The sequence below is a fragment of the Streptomyces sp. SD31 genome, assembly GCF_052068475.1.
Classification (GTDB): domain Bacteria; phylum Actinomycetota; class Actinomycetes; order Streptomycetales; family Streptomycetaceae; genus Streptomyces.
Genome location: NZ_JBQHCX010000009.1, coordinates 201545 through 215893 on the forward strand (window position 1 = coordinate 201545; position 14349 = coordinate 215893).

15 protein-coding genes are annotated in these 14349 nt (G+C 69.1%); 1 reads left to right on the forward strand and 14 read right to left on the reverse strand.

The genetic code is table 11. The features are described 5' to 3' along the window. Nucleotides 1-6 precede the first annotated feature (6 nt). Nucleotides 7-1497 carry an ATP-binding protein gene (locus ACTMVF_RS20995; RefSeq protein WP_441272612.1) on the reverse strand — a complete coding sequence of 497 codons (1491 nt, stop codon included), beginning with the start codon at nucleotides 1495-1497 and terminating at the stop codon, nucleotides 7-9. Further along, on the reverse strand, nucleotides 1494-2183 hold the full coding sequence (locus ACTMVF_RS21000) for a response regulator transcription factor (protein ID WP_441272613.1): 690 nt from the start codon (nucleotides 2181-2183) through the stop codon (nucleotides 1494-1496). Before ACTMVF_RS21000 ends, ACTMVF_RS20995 begins: the two co-directional genes overlap by 4 nt. A 164-nt stretch (nucleotides 2184-2347) precedes the next feature. Between ACTMVF_RS21000 and ACTMVF_RS21005 the strand changes: the two genes are divergently transcribed. After that, nucleotides 2348-4759, forward strand: coding sequence for an MMPL family transporter (locus tag ACTMVF_RS21005; RefSeq protein WP_441272805.1), 2412 nt, complete (start codon nucleotides 2348-2350; stop codon nucleotides 4757-4759). 18 nt (nucleotides 4760-4777) lie between these two features. Here ACTMVF_RS21005 and ACTMVF_RS21010 read toward each other — a convergent pair whose 3' ends face one another. From ACTMVF_RS21010 to ACTMVF_RS21065, 12 genes are all read right to left on the reverse strand, one after another. Then, the gene (locus ACTMVF_RS21010) at nucleotides 4778-5542 is read right to left on the reverse strand and encodes a TetR/AcrR family transcriptional regulator (RefSeq protein ID WP_441272614.1); all 765 of its coding nucleotides are present in this window, start codon (nucleotides 5540-5542) and stop codon (nucleotides 4778-4780) included. A 37-nt stretch (nucleotides 5543-5579) separates the two neighbouring features. Further along, nucleotides 5580-6605, reverse strand: a complete 1026-nt coding sequence (locus ACTMVF_RS21015) for a trypsin-like serine peptidase (RefSeq protein ID WP_441272615.1) — start codon at nucleotides 6603-6605, stop codon at nucleotides 5580-5582. Nucleotides 6606-6795: 190 nt separating this feature from the next. Next, nucleotides 6796-7335 carry a thiol-disulfide oxidoreductase DCC family protein gene (locus tag ACTMVF_RS21020; RefSeq protein ID WP_441272806.1) on the reverse strand — a complete coding sequence of 180 codons (540 nt, stop codon included), beginning with the start codon at nucleotides 7333-7335 and terminating at the stop codon, nucleotides 6796-6798. 23 nt (nucleotides 7336-7358) lie between these two features. Then, nucleotides 7359-7766 (reverse strand): hypothetical protein, encoded by a 408-nt coding sequence (locus ACTMVF_RS21025; RefSeq protein ID WP_301997416.1) that lies wholly within the window; start codon nucleotides 7764-7766, stop codon nucleotides 7359-7361. 148 nt (nucleotides 7767-7914) lie between these two features. Next, complete coding sequence (locus tag ACTMVF_RS21030) at nucleotides 7915-8325, reverse strand: VOC family protein (protein WP_441272616.1); 411 nt, start codon at nucleotides 8323-8325, stop codon at nucleotides 7915-7917. Nucleotides 8326-8407: 82 nt separating this feature from the next. Then, nucleotides 8408-9181, reverse strand: coding sequence for a hypothetical protein (locus ACTMVF_RS21035; protein WP_441272617.1), 774 nt, complete (start codon nucleotides 9179-9181; stop codon nucleotides 8408-8410). A gap of 93 nt (nucleotides 9182-9274) precedes the next feature. After that, nucleotides 9275-9883 carry a Uma2 family endonuclease gene (locus tag ACTMVF_RS21040; RefSeq protein WP_441272618.1) on the reverse strand — a complete coding sequence of 203 codons (609 nt, stop codon included), beginning with the start codon at nucleotides 9881-9883 and terminating at the stop codon, nucleotides 9275-9277. Between the two features lie 166 nt (nucleotides 9884-10049). Continuing rightward, on the reverse strand, nucleotides 10050-10811 hold the full coding sequence (locus ACTMVF_RS21045) for a succinate dehydrogenase iron-sulfur subunit (RefSeq protein ID WP_128433296.1): 762 nt from the start codon (nucleotides 10809-10811) through the stop codon (nucleotides 10050-10052). Further along, the gene (gene sdhA, locus ACTMVF_RS21050) at nucleotides 10811-12565 is read right to left on the reverse strand and encodes a succinate dehydrogenase flavoprotein subunit (protein ID WP_441272619.1); all 1755 of its coding nucleotides are present in this window, start codon (nucleotides 12563-12565) and stop codon (nucleotides 10811-10813) included. Before sdhA ends, ACTMVF_RS21045 begins: the two co-directional genes overlap by 1 nt. A gap of 24 nt (nucleotides 12566-12589) precedes the next feature. Then, nucleotides 12590-13084, reverse strand: coding sequence for a succinate dehydrogenase hydrophobic membrane anchor subunit (locus ACTMVF_RS21055; protein ID WP_301997406.1), 495 nt, complete (start codon nucleotides 13082-13084; stop codon nucleotides 12590-12592). A 9-nt stretch (nucleotides 13085-13093) separates the two neighbouring features. Continuing rightward, nucleotides 13094-13474, reverse strand: coding sequence for a succinate dehydrogenase, cytochrome b556 subunit (gene sdhC / locus ACTMVF_RS21060; protein ID WP_301997404.1), 381 nt, complete (start codon nucleotides 13472-13474; stop codon nucleotides 13094-13096). Between the two features lie 188 nt (nucleotides 13475-13662). Next, complete coding sequence (locus ACTMVF_RS21065) at nucleotides 13663-14238, reverse strand: 2-oxo-4-hydroxy-4-carboxy-5-ureidoimidazoline decarboxylase (protein WP_441272620.1); 576 nt, start codon at nucleotides 14236-14238, stop codon at nucleotides 13663-13665. Between the last annotated feature and the right edge of the window lie 111 nt (nucleotides 14239-14349).

A 14349-nucleotide genomic window follows, 5' to 3' on the forward strand; every position in this document is an offset into this window, starting at 1 on the left:
AGCGCCTCACCCGAGGCTGACGCGATCTCGGGGAGCACCTCCCCGCGCCCCTGGCGTGGGCAGGGTCACCGTCACCTCGAAGCCCTCACCCGGCGCCGTCCGCACCGCGACCTCCCCGCCGTGCGCCTCCACCACCCCCTGCACGATCGCCATCCCCAGCCCACTGCCCGCGCCCCCGCCGGCCCGGAAGAACCGGTCGAAGACGCGCGCCGCGTCCTCCTCGCACAGCCCCGGCCCCCGGTCCTCGACACACAGCCGTACGACCCCGTCCGCCCGCTCCACCTCCAGCCGCACCGGCACATCGGCCGGCGTGTGCGTGCGCACGTTGCTCAGCAGGTTGCCCAGCACCTGCCGCAGCCCCGACTCGTCCGCGTGCACCAGCAGTGCGCCGTCGGCGGCGACCGTGAGGGGCCGCTCGGGCTGCTGCACCCGCAGGTCCTCGGCGGCGTCGCGCATCAGGCGGCTCAAGTCGACGTTGCGGAAGCGGAGTTCGGGCCGCTGGTCGAGACGGGCGAGGGTGAGCAGCTCGTCGACGAGATGCCCCATGCGGTCGACCTCGCCGTTCATCCGGTCCCAGACACGCCTCCGCTCGGCCGGTTCCGGCAGCATCCCCTTGTCGTACAGCTGGAGGTAGCCGCGTATCGCGGACAGCGGAGTGCGCAGCTCGTGCGAGGCGTCACCGACGAAGCGGCGCAGCTGGGCCGCGCTGCGCTCGCGCGTGCGGTACGCCGACTCCACTTGGTGGAGCATGGAGTTGAGGGCGACCCGGAGCTGTTCGACCTCCAGGGTGGCCTCTCGGCTGGAGGGGACGCGCCGGGTCAGATCGCCCTCGGCGATCGCGGACGAGGTCTCCACCATGTCCTCCAGCGGCTGCATCCGGCGGCGCACGCTGAACATCGTCAGACAGCCGAGCAGCGCCAGCAGCAGGGTCCCGACGGCGAGATCCATCCTGAGCGCCTTGCCCATGCCCTCGTGCAGGCCCTCGGTGGGCATGGCGATCAGCACGACCGTCCCGTCCGACAACCGTGCGCCGACCACCCGGTGACGGTCACCCTCCACCCGTACGTCCCGCGGCTCCTCGTCCGCGGCGAGAGCGACCGGGTCCTTCGCGGCGGCGGCGAGCGCATGCTGGCGGGGCGTCGGCTTCAGCGGGCCCAGGGCCACCGGCTTTCCCGCGGAGTCGACGGCGACGTACACCATCGTCGGGCTCGGCAGCGGGTCCGTGTCCGTGGCTGCGTCGCCGGTGAACCTGTCCAGCGCGATGCCCAGTTCGCTGAGCGACTCGATCTGTCGCAGGCTGAACCCGGCGTTCCCCAGCGTGGTGCGCGCGCTCTTCAGTTCGGTGTCGACCTTGTCGAGCAGGTAGAACCGCGCGGTCATCAGACTGACTGCGGTGGCGACGGCGATGCCGACGGCCAGCAGCGCCACGTTGGCCAGCGTCAGCTTGCCGCGCAGCGAGTGGACGCCGCGCCTCCCACGCAACCCCCGCAGCCTCATGCCAGCCCGTATCCGACGCCCCGCCGTGTGGTGATCACCGGCGGTCCCAGGGCGTCCAGCTTGCGCCGCAGATAGCTGATGTAGGTCTCCACGACGGTCGACTCGGGCGGGGTGTGCTCGTACTGCCAGACATGGCGCAGGAGTTGCTCCTTGGGCACGATCCGGCCGCCGTTGCGCACCAGGAAGCGCAGCAACGCGTACTCGGTGGGGGTGAGTTCGACCGTGCGGTCCGCGCGGCGCACCGAGTACGTCGTCTCGTCCAGCTCCAGGTCGCCGTATCTGAGCGGCGGTCGCTGCGGCAGGACGTCGGCCGGTCGGGTGCGGCGCAGTACCGCCGTGATCCTCGCGACCACCTCGTCGATGTTGAACGGCTTGGTGATGTAGTCGTCGCCGAAGCCGAGCGCGCCCACGATCTCGGCCGGCGAGTCGCGTGCGGTGAGGAAGACGAGCGCCAGGTCCGGGCGCCGCTCACGCAGTTCACGCCCCAGCGCCCGGCCGTCGCCGTCCGGCAGCATGACGTCGAGCAGCGCCACGTCGGGCCGGGTGCGCTCGGCGAGGGTGAGCGCCTCGCGGACCGTGCCCGCGACCATCACCTCGAACCGGTGGTAGCGCAGGGCGATGGCAAGGACGTCGGCGATGCTCTCCTCGTCCTCCACGACCAGCACGGTGCCAGAACCCGTCGTCATGTCCCCAGTATCGGCGGGGCCACTGACAGTCGGGCGGGTTCGCGCTTTGGAGTTCCTTGAGAGTCATGGCCGTCGCCTGCCACACGCGCGTGCCACCGCCAATCCTGTTGCCCAGGACCTGGGGGACCGACCGAACCGAATAAGGAGCGTTGAGCGTGGCGACATTGGCACGGTGGTGCTATCGGCACCGGCTGGTGGTCCTGTTGCTGTGGGTGGGGGCACTGTTCGGCCTGGGCGCGGCGAGTTCCGCCGCGGGCACGAACTACGCGAACGTCTTCTCCCTCCCGGACACGGACTCCGCGACCGCGTACGACCTGATGGAGAAGGCCTTCCCGGAGCGCGCGGGCGACACCGACACGGTGGTGTGGAAGGTGGACGACGGTTCCGTACGGGACGAGTCCGTACGGTCCCGGATCGAGCCCGCGCTCGAGGAGATCGGGCGCATGAAGGGGGTCGGTGAGGTCACCGACCCGTACGCGGCCGAGGGAGCCGCGCAGATCGGCCGGGACGGGCGGATCGCCTACGCCCAGATCACCTTCACCGAGCAGGCGAACGGCATCCCCAAGGAGCTGATCGAGGACGTCGTCGACACGGCGCGGGCCGCCGAACGCGACGGACTCCAGGTCGAGCTGGGCGGCCAGGCGATCGCGCTCACCCAGGAGCCGCCGCAGGGCCTGGCGGAGGCGGTCGGCATCCTCGCGGCGGCGGTCGTGCTGTTCCTCGCCTTCGGCTCGCTCTTCGCGATGCTGCTGCCGATCGTCGTGGCGGTCGCGGGCGTCGGCACCGGCATGATCGCGACGATGCTGATGAGCCATGTCGCGGACGTGCCCGAAGTGGCCCCGCTGCTCGGCTCGTTGATCGGCCTCGGCGTCGGCATCGACTACGCCCTGTTCATCGTCACCCGGCACCGGCGCGGCATCCTGCGCGGGATGAAGCCGGAGGAGGCGGCCGTGACCGCCCTCAACACCTCCGGCCGCGCGGTGCTGTTCGCGGGCGGCACGGTGTGCATCGCGCTCGCCGGCATGCTGGTGATGAACATGCGGTTCCTGGACGGCGTGGTCATCGCGACCTCGCTCACCGTCGTCCTGAGCGTGCTGGCCGCGATCACCCTGCTGCCCGCCCTCCTCGGCCTGCTCGGCATGCGGGTGCTCAGCCGCAGGCAGCGGCGCCGGCTCGCCGCGGCGGGACCGGAGCCGGCGGAGGCGAGCGGACTGGCGGCGCGCTGGTCGTCGTACGTCCAAAGGCGCCCGCGTCCGATCGCCGCGATGGCCCTCGTCGTCATGGCGGTCCTCGCGATCCCCGTCCTGTCGATCCGCCTCGGCGCCACCGACCAGGGCAACCACCAGGAGTCGACCACCACCCGGCAGGCCTACGACCTGCTCGCCGAGGGCTTCGGGCCCGGCGTCAACGGCCCGCTCCAGGTGGTGGTCGACGGCGACGCACCGGAGAGCCTGGTCACCGCGATCCGCTCGACCGAGGGCGTCGCCCAGGTGGCCGCCTTCCCGCCCGCGAACGGCGTCACGGTGATCCAGGTGGTCCCGACCACATCACCCCAGTCCGAGCAGACGGACCAGCTGATCGACCGCCTGCGCGACGACGTGATCCCGCAGTCCGGGGCCGAGGCTCATGTCGGCGGAGTGACGGCGGTCTTCAAGGACTTCGCGTCGGTGACCGGCGACCGGCTGCCGTACTTCGTCGCGACGATCATCGCGCTCGGCTTCCTGCTCCTGCTGGTGGCCTTCCGCTCGCTGGTGGTGCCGCTGACGGCCGCCCTGATGAACCTCATCGCGGCCGCCGCGTCCTTCGGCGTCCTGGTGGCGATCTTCCAGTGGGGCTGGGGCACCGAGCTCATCGGAGTCGGCAAGGAAGGACCGATCACGTCCTTCCTGCCGGTGATCATGCTGTCCCTGCTCTTCGGCCTCTCCATGGACTACCAGGTGTTCCTGGTGAGCCGGATGCACGAGGAGTGGGTGCACACGAAGGACAACGCGCGCGCGGTGCGCGTCGGCCTCGCGGAGACCAGCCGGGTCATCAACTCCGCCGCGCTGATCATGATCTGTGTGTTCAGCGCGTTCGTGCTGAGCGGTGACATGGAGGGCGCGATGGCGGGCATCGGCCTCGCGGCCGCCGTCGCCCTGGACGCCTTCATCCTGCGTACGGCCCTGGTGCCGGCCGCGATGCACATGCTCGGCAAGTCGAACTGGTGGCTGCCGGACTGGCTGGAGACGCGGCTGCCGCATCTGGCGGTCGAGCCGAAGGAGGAGCCGCCGGTGGCCGAGGAGGAGCCGCTTGCGGAGGGCCGGGCCTCGGTCGTCCACGGGTTCATCCGCACCGCCGACGGCGGGCCGGTCGAGGGCGCGGCGGTGACGCTGCTGACGAAGGGCGGGCGTCAGCTGGACCGGGTGACGTCCCTGGCCGACGGCTCGTACATCGTCTCGGTGCCCGCGCCGGGGACGTATCTACTGGCGACGACAGCTGCTTCGTACGGCTCCCGGGCGGGGCAGGTGGACGTGACGGACGGGCCGCTGGTGTACGACGTCGAGCTGGCCGAGGGTGAGGTGGACGCCGTCAACTGACCGCCACTGACCGAGGTTTCAGGGGCGCTCGTCCTCGGCGGGCGCCCCCTTCTTGTTCTTCGCCGGATCCAGCACCGCGTTCGTCATCCCCGGCAGGAAGTCCGTGAACAGGTCGTGCACCTCGCGCACCAACGGCCGCAGCACCCGGAACCGCGCCAGCGAGACGCCCCGCGCGGTCAGCCGGGCGCTTCGCTCGGCGAGCCGGTAGCTGTTCCGGCGCCCCTCGGTCCGGTCGTAGACCCAGTACAGGACGAGCCCCATCTGGCCGAGCCACATCATCTCGGGCAGGACGTCCCGGAGCTCCTCGGGCACCTTGGTCTTCGTCGCGCCCGCCAGCACCTGGCGATGGATGCCGATGGCCTCCACGCGCGCGTGCTCCGACTCGGCGGAGAAGGGGCTGAGCGGACTGGCGGGATCGGCGGCGTTCTTGAAGAACTGCACCGCGAACTCGTGGTACGGCGTGGCGATGTCCAGCCACGCCCGCAGGACGCCGGCGAGCCGCGCCTCCAGGTCGGTCTCCCGGGCCAGGACCTCCCGGATCGCCACCTTGTGCTCGGTGGCGATCCGGTCGTAGAAGCCCTGGATCAGGTGTTCCTTGCCCTCGAAGTAGTAGTACGCGTTGCCGACGGAGACCCCGGCCTCCTGGGCGATCGCCCGCATCGTCGTCTTGTCGTAGCCGCGCTCCTGGAACAGCCGCATGGCGGTCTCCAGGATCAGCGCACGGGTCTGCTCGGACTTGCTGGGCGCGTCGCCCTGTTCAGGGCTGTCGTTCATCGAGGGCACGGAACGAGAGCCTAACCAGTGGTGTTTCGGTCGGCGGTCAGGAGGTCTGTGCGGTCTGGTAGAGGTTCTGGGCGTCGGTGCCGAAGTACGGGCCGTACATCCGGTTCGGCAGGAAGTTGTACTTGAAGCTGTTCACCGAGGACAGCAGGCCGGTGCCCGTGGACTCGTTGAACTGCGTGAACCAGGGGCCGCCGCTGGAGCCGCCGGTCATGTTGCAGTTCATGCCGTGGTCGTCGGAGAGCAGGAAGTCCCGGTTGGTGGTACCGCTGCAGTAGATGAACTTCTCGCCGTCGTACGGAGCGGCGGCCGGGAAGCCGAAGGAGTACATGCGCAGGTTGTAGCCGGTGTTGAAGGCCAGCCCCTGCCCGCCTACGACATCCGTGAGCAGCTTGCCGTCCAGCGGGGCGACGACGGCCGCGCCGACGTCGTAGTTGATGTCCTCGCTCGCCGTCCACTGCGGTGTGGAGAGGGTCTTGGACGCGGTCCAGCGGCCGTAGGGGGCCTGTCCGTCGTGGTAGCCGGGCACGAAGACCCAGTTGGTGTGCCAGGCGCCCTCCAGCTTCACGCAGTGGCCGGCCGTGATCACGGTGCTCTTGTTGGCGCTGGTGACGGCGTTGCCGGAACAGGACGCCGTACGCCCCTGGTAGCTGAAGAACACGCGGCCCGCCGTGGAGACGACCGCACCGCCGCCGGACCACTGGCTGCCGGTGTTCGGGAAGGCCAGCAGGCCGATGTCGGATACGGCCTTGCCGACCGCCGTGACCGGGCTGCTGGGCGCGACGGTGGTCGCCGCACCCTTGAGGGGCACCGAGCCGCCGTCGAGGTTGCCGTCGACGGAGACCAGGTCGAGCGGGGTCGCCTCGCGCATCCGCTCCGACGTCCAGAAGTCGCGGGCCTGTTGCTGCGCGCCGGCCGAGACCGTGCTGACCGCGGTCGAGGTGCCGGGCCTCGGTGCGGCGCTCGCGGGGGTGGCCAGGGCACCGGCGGTGAGCAGCGCGGTGACGCCGGCCAGGGCGCCGAGGAGGGGGCGGGATATGCGGGTGACGCCGGGTATGCCTCTCACACGTACTCCTTCTGCGATGGGGGGACCGGGCGACCGGTGGGTCGTCCGGCTGACAGACAGTCGATGCGAGTGCGGAGTGGAGAACCGGGAGGCAGCGTGCCAACCCGCGCGGCGTTTTGGAAGGGCGCATGCCAAAACCGGGTCCGAAATCGGGCTGTTCAGGATGAGTTGATCCCTCTTGGCCCCGGCCTCACCCAGTGGCGCAGGTGCCGCTGTCGCAGCCGGGCGGGGTGTACGTCCAGCCCTGATGCGGGTCGTACGACCACCCGTCCGCGTGCCGGTAGACACGCCCGCCCCCTCGCGCGCCGTCCTGCTGTGCCCCGCCCCACTGCGCCCCGCGCCACTTGGCGGCGGCGAGTACGGCCCCCTTGGCGAAGCGTGCCCCCGACGGGGTGCTGAGGCGGTGTGCGAGCGGACGGTGTTCCCGCAGGGCCCACAGGGTGACGATCCAGGCGGCGGTGCCCCGGTAGACCTGCCCGGCGTCACCGACGACGGTGATCTCCTCGAGAGTGGCGCCGTGGTCGAGGCCGGGGTAGCGCCTGCGTGCCTCGTCCGATCCGGCCGGCACCAGATCCAGCGGCACCAACTGGGGCTGCCGTACGAGCCAGTCGCGCAGGAAGGTGCACAGGGAGCACCGCGCGTCGTAGAGGACGGTCAGTCGGCGGACCGGGGCGGCGGGCCCGGGGCGCGAGGCGCGGGGCCCGCCGACCGCGGCGGCGTGGTCCGTCACGCCGGCCACGTCGTTCACGTCCGTCACGCCCCGGCCGACGGAGCGACCCAGTCCTGCGGCGTGACCGGCGGCATCTGCTCCCGCTCCATCACCCCGCGGCGCCGGATCTTGTTGAGCACGTAGACGTTGCCCAGGTGCATCACGCCGAGCACCAGCAGCACCACACCGAGCTTGGTCGACAGGGCCTCGAAGATGCCGCGGGTGTCGAGGACGGTTCCGTCGTCGCTCAGGTACAGCGCGACGAAGCCGAGGTTGACGAGGTAGAAGCCGACCACCAGAAGGTGGTTCACGGCGTCGGCGAGCTTCTCGTTCCCGCGCAGTACGTCGGCGAGGAAGATCCGTCCGTTGCGGCTGAGAGTGCGGGCCACCCAGACGGTCAGCGCGATGCTGACGACCAGGTAGATGACGTAGGCGATGACCGTGCGGTCCATTGCCTCCCCCTTCTGAACACGTTCAAAATGCTGACGGGAAAGACTCTAGTCCCCGGCTTTGAACATGTTCAACTCGATGGGATGAGGCCTGCGTCACGCCTCGGTCACGCCTCCGGGCCTGTATCGCACTGCCTGCACCACGCCCGCTTCATGGCCGGCGCCCGAGCTCCGGCCGCTTGGAGTAGTCCGTGAACCCGATGACGTTCCCCCAGGGGTCGGCCATCTCGACGGTCCAGCCGGTGGCCACCGAGAACGGCTCGTCGAGCGGCACGACGCCCGCGCCGGTCAACGCCCGCGCCGCCGCCCGCGCGTCCGGCACCTCCAGCCATACGCGCGGGGAGGGCCACGGCGGCGTCCGATGCCTCAACTCCTCCTCCTGTCGCAGCAGGATGCCCGGCGTCTCGCCCCCGACCTTCAGCAGCGCGATCCCGGCCTCGTCGAGCCGGAACCCGACCGCGAACCCGGCCCGCTCGTAGAACCGGACGGCCTCGCCGAGGTCGCCGACCGGCAGCAGCACGTTGTCGAACCCGAGCAGTTCGTACGACTCGTCATCTGACATGCCGTCAGAATAAGGGGATGATGGGCCGAAGCCCGTGATTGTCACCCCGGGCCAGGTCCGACAGTCGGCGCCGGCGCCCGCCTCAGCAGCCGGCCACCCTGCGCGTGCTCACCGCGATGTCGTCCATTCGGATGTCGTACGACGACGGCGTCGGATCGGCCTGGTAGAGCTGCCAGCCCAGCTTCAGCCTGTCGAAGGCCGGGAAGGTGAAGGGCGCCGACGTGCCGCCGTGCTGGTTCGTGGAGACGGTGAGGTCGGGCTGCTCGACGCCGTCGAAGTAGACCGTGACGCGGTTGTCGGCGGCGTCCAGGTGGAACTCCACGCACTGCCATGTGCCGGCGGTGGCCGGTGCGGAGGTCTTCCAGGACGTCCAGTCACCCGTGGGGCCGAGGTCGGAGCCGACGCCCCAGAAGTTGCCGTGGTCGGTGGGGGCGTACTGGCCGCCCAGGGGCCGGACCAGCGTGGGGGAGTCCGAGCCGGATGCCTCGGCGATGGTCCAGTGGGCCCAGTCGGGGGCGGTGGGGAAGGCGTCGACGCGCAGGCGCAGGCGGGCCCAGTAGCTGTTGCCGGGGGCGGTCAGGTCGGGGAAGACGAGGAAGGCGCGGCCGTTGCCCTCGGTGTGGAGGCGGAGTTCGCGGCCGGGGCCGGTGCTGCTGGGGGCGACGGTCAGGGTGCCGTTGGACGTGTCGGCGGTCCAGTCGCGTCCCTCGGAGACGGGGCCGAGGGGGAGGCGGTCGAAGCTTTCCCGGGCCAGCGTTCCGTAGGAGGTGGGGGCTGCGGAGGCAGTGGGGGACGTCGAGAGCAGTACGGCCGCTGCGGCCGAGAGTGCGGCTGCGGCTTTCCTCAGGAGGGCCATGGGGGCAGTGTGCAACTGGAGTCACACAAGTAACAGACGCCGCGGGGGAGTTGGCTGGGGGAGGTGCGTTGCGTGTCTCGATCCCTTGACCTCTCAACTACTTTTCGGCTGGCCCGCCTTCAGGATCTCCGCGACATCGAGCTTGACCTGTGCGCCAATGCAATCGGGCAGGATGACCATCTCACCAGGGGAGTACAAGCGGTGGGTCGTGTACTCGTCGTCCGCAGGGTCGGTGAGGACGTGCAGACGCTGGTGCTTGCGGTCGACGATCACGTAGACGGGAACGTCGGCGTCGGCGTAGGCGCCGACCTTGGTGTGCAGGTCGGTCTTCCAATTGCTGGAGGTGACTTCCAGGACCATTCGGAAGGCGATGGAGTCGTAGCAGTTGCGCTCGATGTGGTGGTCGTCGATGTCCGCGTCGACGATGCAGAGGTCGGGGGTAGCGAAGTCCTCGGGAGCGTCGGGCAGCCAGATGCTGACATTCTGGAGGACTGCTGTATCGCCTCCGTGGAGCCCGGCCATGGCGAAGGGCAGTACAAGGGTGGTCAGAGCCCAGGCGTGGGCAGCGTCCGGGGACGGGGTCACGAGGATCTGGCCTCCGATGATCTCGACGCGATACCCCGGATGGCGTTCCATGATCTCTTCGGCCAGGGCCGTCAGCGAGATGTCATCGTGCGGCTGCTCGACGGCTGCTGTGGACATCGGTGCCTCCTGTGGGTGGTGCCGAGAGCATCATCGTAGGTCGGGCAGCGCCGGTATGTCCTTAACGATCACGTCCACTCAAACGGGTGTCCGCACGCCAGAGGGCCCCGCTCCCACCGGAAACGGGGCCCTCACAGCCGTACGGAAAGCCGTACCGGACACGACCTCAGAAGCGGCGCGTGATCAGTGCCTTCTTCACTTCGGCGATCGCCTTCGTGACCTCGATACCGCGCGGGCAGGCGTCCGTGCAGTTGAAGGTCGTGCGGCAGCGCCAGACGCCGTCCTTGTCGTTCAGGATCTCCAGGCGCTGCTCGCCTGCCTCGTCGCGCGAGTCGAAGATGAAGCGGTGCGCGTTGACGATGGCGGCCGGGCCGAAGTACTGGCCGTCGTTCCAGAACACCGGGCACGAGGACGTGCAGGCCGCGCAGAGGATGCACTTCGTCGTGTCGTCGAAGCGCTCGCGGTCCTCGGCCGTCTGCAGGCGCTCACGCGTGGGCTCGTTCGTGTCCTTCGTGATGAGGAAGGGCATGACGTCCCGGTACGCCTGGAAGAACGGCTCCATGTCCACGACCAGGTCCTTCAGGACCGTCAGGCCCTTGATGGGCTCGACCGTGATCGGCTTCTCGGGGTTGATGTCCTTGATGAGGGTCTTGCAGGCAAGACGGTTCTTGCCGTTGATCCTCATCGCGTCCGAGCCGCAGATGCCGTGGGCGCAGGAGCGGCGGAAGGTCAGCGTGCCGTCGACGTCCCACTTGATCTTGTGCAGACCGTCGAGGACACGCTCCTTCGGGTCGATCTCCAGCTGGAAGTCTTCCCAGGTCGCCTCGGCCGAGACCTCCGGGTTGAAGCGGCGGACCCGGAAGGTGACCGTGATGTAGGGGGACGCGGCGGACTCTGCCTCCACCTTGTCCATAACGGGGGTAGCCATCAGTACTTACGCTCCATCGGCTGGTAGCGGGTCTGGACGACCGGCTTGTAGTCCAGGCGGACGGTCTCGCTGCCGTCGTCGCCCACCTCGCGGTACGCCATGGTGTGACGCATGAAGTTGACGTCGTCGCGGTTCGGGTAGTCCTCGCGGTAGTGACCGCCGCGGGACTCCTTGCGGGCCAGCGCCGACACGGCCATGACCTCGGCGAGGTCGAGCAGGTTGCCCAGCTCGATGGCCTCCAGCAGGTCGGTGTTGAACCGCTTGCCCTTGTCCTGGATCGAGACGTTCCGGTAGCGCTCGCGCAGCTCCGCGATCTTCTCCACCGCCGTCTTGATCGTCTGCTCCGTGCGGAACACCATGACGTTGGCGTCCATGGTCTCCTGCAGCTCCTTGCGGAGCGTCGCCACCCGCTCGGTGCCGGTGGAGGAGCGCAGCCGCTCCACCTGCTCGATCACGAGCTCCGCCGGGTCCTCCGGCAGCTCGACGAAGTCCGCCTTCTGGCTGTACTCCGCCGCCGCGATGCCGGCCCGCTTGCCGAAGACGTTGATGTCCAGGAGCGAGTTCGTGCCGAGGCGGTTGGCGCCGTGCACGGACACGCAGGCGACCTCGCCGGCCGCGTACAGGCCCGGGACGACCGTGGTGTTGTCGGCCAGGACCTCACCCTCGACGTTCGTCGGGATGCCGCCCATCGCGTAGTGCGCGGTGGGCTGGATCGGGATCGGGTCCGTGTACGGCTCGATGCCCAGGTACGTACGCGCGAACTCGGTGATGTCGGGCAGCTTGGCGTCCAGCTGCTCCGGCGGGAGGTGCGTGAGGTCCAGGAAGACGTGGTCGCCCTCGGGACCGCAGCCGCGGCCCTCGCGGATCTCCGTGTAGATGGAGCGGGAGACGACGTCACGGGACGCGAGGTCCTTCATGACCGGCGCGTACTTCTCCATGAAGCGCTCGCCGTCCTTGTTGCGGAGGATGCCGCCCTCACCGCGGGCGCCCTCCGTCAGCAGGATGCCCATGCGCCAGATGCCGGTCGGGTGGAACTGGAAGAACTCCATGTCCTCCAGCGGCAGTCCGCGACGGTAGACGGCGGCCTGGCCGTCGCCGGTCAGCGTGTGCGCGTTCGACGTCACCTTGAAGAACTTGCCGCAGCCGCCGGACGCGTAGATCACGGCCTTCGCCTGGAAGACGTGGATCTCTCCGGTGGCGAGTTCGTACGCCACGACGCCCGCCGACTTCTTGACGCCGTCGACCTCGGTGATCAGCTGGTCCAGGACGTAGAACTCGTTGAAGAACTCCACGCCCTCCTTGACGCAGTTCTGGTAGAGCGTCTGGAGGATCATGTGGCCGGTGCGGTCCGCCGCGTAGCAGGACCGGCGGACCGGGGCCTCGCCGTGGTTACGGCTGTGGCCGCCGAAGCGGCGCTGGTCGATGGTGCCGTTCGGGGTGCGGTTGAACGGCAGGCCCATCTTCTCCAGGTCGAGGACGGAGTCGATGGCCTCCTTCGCCAGGATCTCGGCGGCGTCCTGGTCGACCAGGTAGTCACCGCCCTTGACCGTGTCGAAGGTGTGCCACTCCCAGTTGTCCTCCTCCACGTTGGCCAGCGCGGCGGCCATACCGCCCTGCGCGGCGCCCGTGTGGGAGCGGGTGGGGTAGAGCTTGGTCAGCACGGCGGTGCGGCTGCGCTTCGTCGACTCGATGGCGGCGCGCATGCCCGCGCCGCCGGCGCCGACGATGACGGTGTCGTACTTGTGGATCTTCATGAGTGGATTACCTCAGCCCCGTGCCTAGCGGATGTTCGGGTCGAAGGTGAAGATCACCAGCGTGCCCAGCAGGATGGTGAACACCGTGGCGGTGTAGAGCAGGCCCTTGAGCCACAGGCGGGTGTTCGCGCGCTCCGCGTAGTCGTTGATGACCGTGCGCAGGCCGTTGGCGCCGTGCAGCATCGCGAGCCAGAGCATCAACAGGTCCCAGACCTGCCAGAAGGGGCTCGCCCAGCGGCCCGCCACGAAGGCGAAGCCGATCTTCGACACGCCGCCGTCCAGCACGAGCTGGATCAGCAGGTGGCCGATGACCAAGACCACCAGCACGATGCCGGACAGGCGCATGAAGAGCCAGGCGGCCATCTCGAAGTTGCCCCGCGTGGACTTCGGGGTCTTCTTGGTGCGCTTGCGCGGGGCCTCGATGAGGGGGGCCGGGTTGTCGACGTTGTAGAGGGACTCGCCCTCGACGGGGCCGACCCCGGTCGCGGTCTTCTCAGTGGTGACTGTGTTGTCAGACATGCTTACGCGTCAGCTCCCGAAGAGTTCACGAGCGGCGTGGCCGAGGACGGGGTAGATCGCCCCGACCATCAGCACGACCCACAGGCCGACGACGGACCAGAGCATCTGCTTCTGGTAGCGCGGGCCCTTCGACCAGAAGTCGACGGCGATGACGCGCAGGCCGTTGAGCGCGTGGAAGAGGATGGCGGCGACGAGGCCGTACTCCAGCAGCGCGACGATCGGCGTCTTGTACGTGGCTACGACCTTGTCGTAGTCCTCGGGCGACACTCGGACGAGTGCGGTGTCCAGCACGTGAACGAACAGGAAGAAGAAAATGAGGACGCCGGTGACTCGATGAGCCACCCAGGACCACATTCCTTCCCGGCCGCGGTACAGCGTTCCAGCCGGCACGGAAGTTCCTCCGGGAGCGGGGATTGGGGCCGCGCCGGCTTGTGCTGTCGGTCGGGCCCGGCCGGGTACGGTCCACCGGCCCTCAGCATCGTATCCACGGTTGCCTGCGGCGCTTACTGGGGGCCTGGGTATGTGATCAAACTGGCACGCGGATGGGTTATTGGCGGCTAACAGGGTGGTTCGACCTGTTATTTGCCGGGTGCGGCGCCGTCCTGGCTGGTCGCGCAGTTCCCCGCGCCCCTGAGGTGCGTCAGCAGCCTGCCCCTTGCGAGGCGCCGGAGCTCCTCTGCCGCCACCACCCGTTCCTCCTCAGGATCGTTCGCCAAACGTGACCGGATGCCTGCCAGTACGTGGTCAAGTGCCTCGTTCGGCGCCAAGTGGTCCAGGTAGATGACGAATGCGTGTCCGAACTTGGCCTCGTATGCGGCATTTGCGGCATCGAGTGCCGTATATGCCGCCCCGTACGCACCCTCCGGCAGTACTGGCAACGTTTCTCCTGCCAGGGCCTCCGCCAGATCGTTCGGCATCAGGTCGTACGCCGCCTCGTCGGACGCGGCGAGCAGGGAGTCGACGTCGGGGTACGGGCGGTGGTCCGCGATGCGGGCGGCCCAGCGGGGGCTGCGGAGGCAGGTCAGGAGGGTGCGCAGGAGGCCGTCGGTGGGGGCAGAGTTGAAGGACTCCAGCGCGGTGGGGGACGGTGGAGTGCGAGTCTGCTCGGGCAGCGACGGTATGGCGACTGGGCCAGGAAAGTGTGTGGGCGTCACGTGGGTTTCGGCAGGGGATTCTGGGGCAGGAGTGGCGCCACGTTACCGAGTGTGGACGTGTCGTGTCCGACGAATGCCCGAATTTCAGCCGAACGGGAGAGTTTCGGAACG

Coding starts and splice junctions, on each gene's coding strand:
- ACTMVF_RS20995 (WP_441272612.1), bottom strand. CDS start 1,497: ATGAGGCTGCGGGGGTTGCGTGGGAGGCGCGGCGTCCACTCGCTGCGC.
- ACTMVF_RS21000 (WP_441272613.1), bottom strand. CDS start 2,183: ATGACGACGGGTTCTGGCACCGTGCTGGTCGTGGAGGACGAGGAGAGC.
- ACTMVF_RS21025 (WP_301997416.1), bottom strand. CDS start 7,766: ATGGACCGCACGGTCATCGCCTACGTCATCTACCTGGTCGTCAGCATC.
- ACTMVF_RS21030 (WP_441272616.1), bottom strand. CDS start 8,325: ATGTCAGATGACGAGTCGTACGAACTGCTCGGGTTCGACAACGTGCTG.
- ACTMVF_RS21035 (WP_441272617.1), bottom strand. CDS start 9,181: ATGGCCCTCCTGAGGAAAGCCGCAGCCGCACTCTCGGCCGCAGCGGCC.
- ACTMVF_RS21040 (WP_441272618.1), bottom strand. CDS start 9,883: ATGTCCACAGCAGCCGTCGAGCAGCCGCACGATGACATCTCGCTGACG.
- ACTMVF_RS21045 (WP_128433296.1), bottom strand. CDS start 10,811: ATGGCTACCCCCGTTATGGACAAGGTGGAGGCAGAGTCCGCCGCGTCC.
- sdhA (WP_441272619.1), bottom strand. CDS start 12,565: ATGAAGATCCACAAGTACGACACCGTCATCGTCGGCGCCGGCGGCGCG.
- ACTMVF_RS21055 (WP_301997406.1), bottom strand. CDS start 13,084: ATGTCTGACAACACAGTCACCACTGAGAAGACCGCGACCGGGGTCGGC.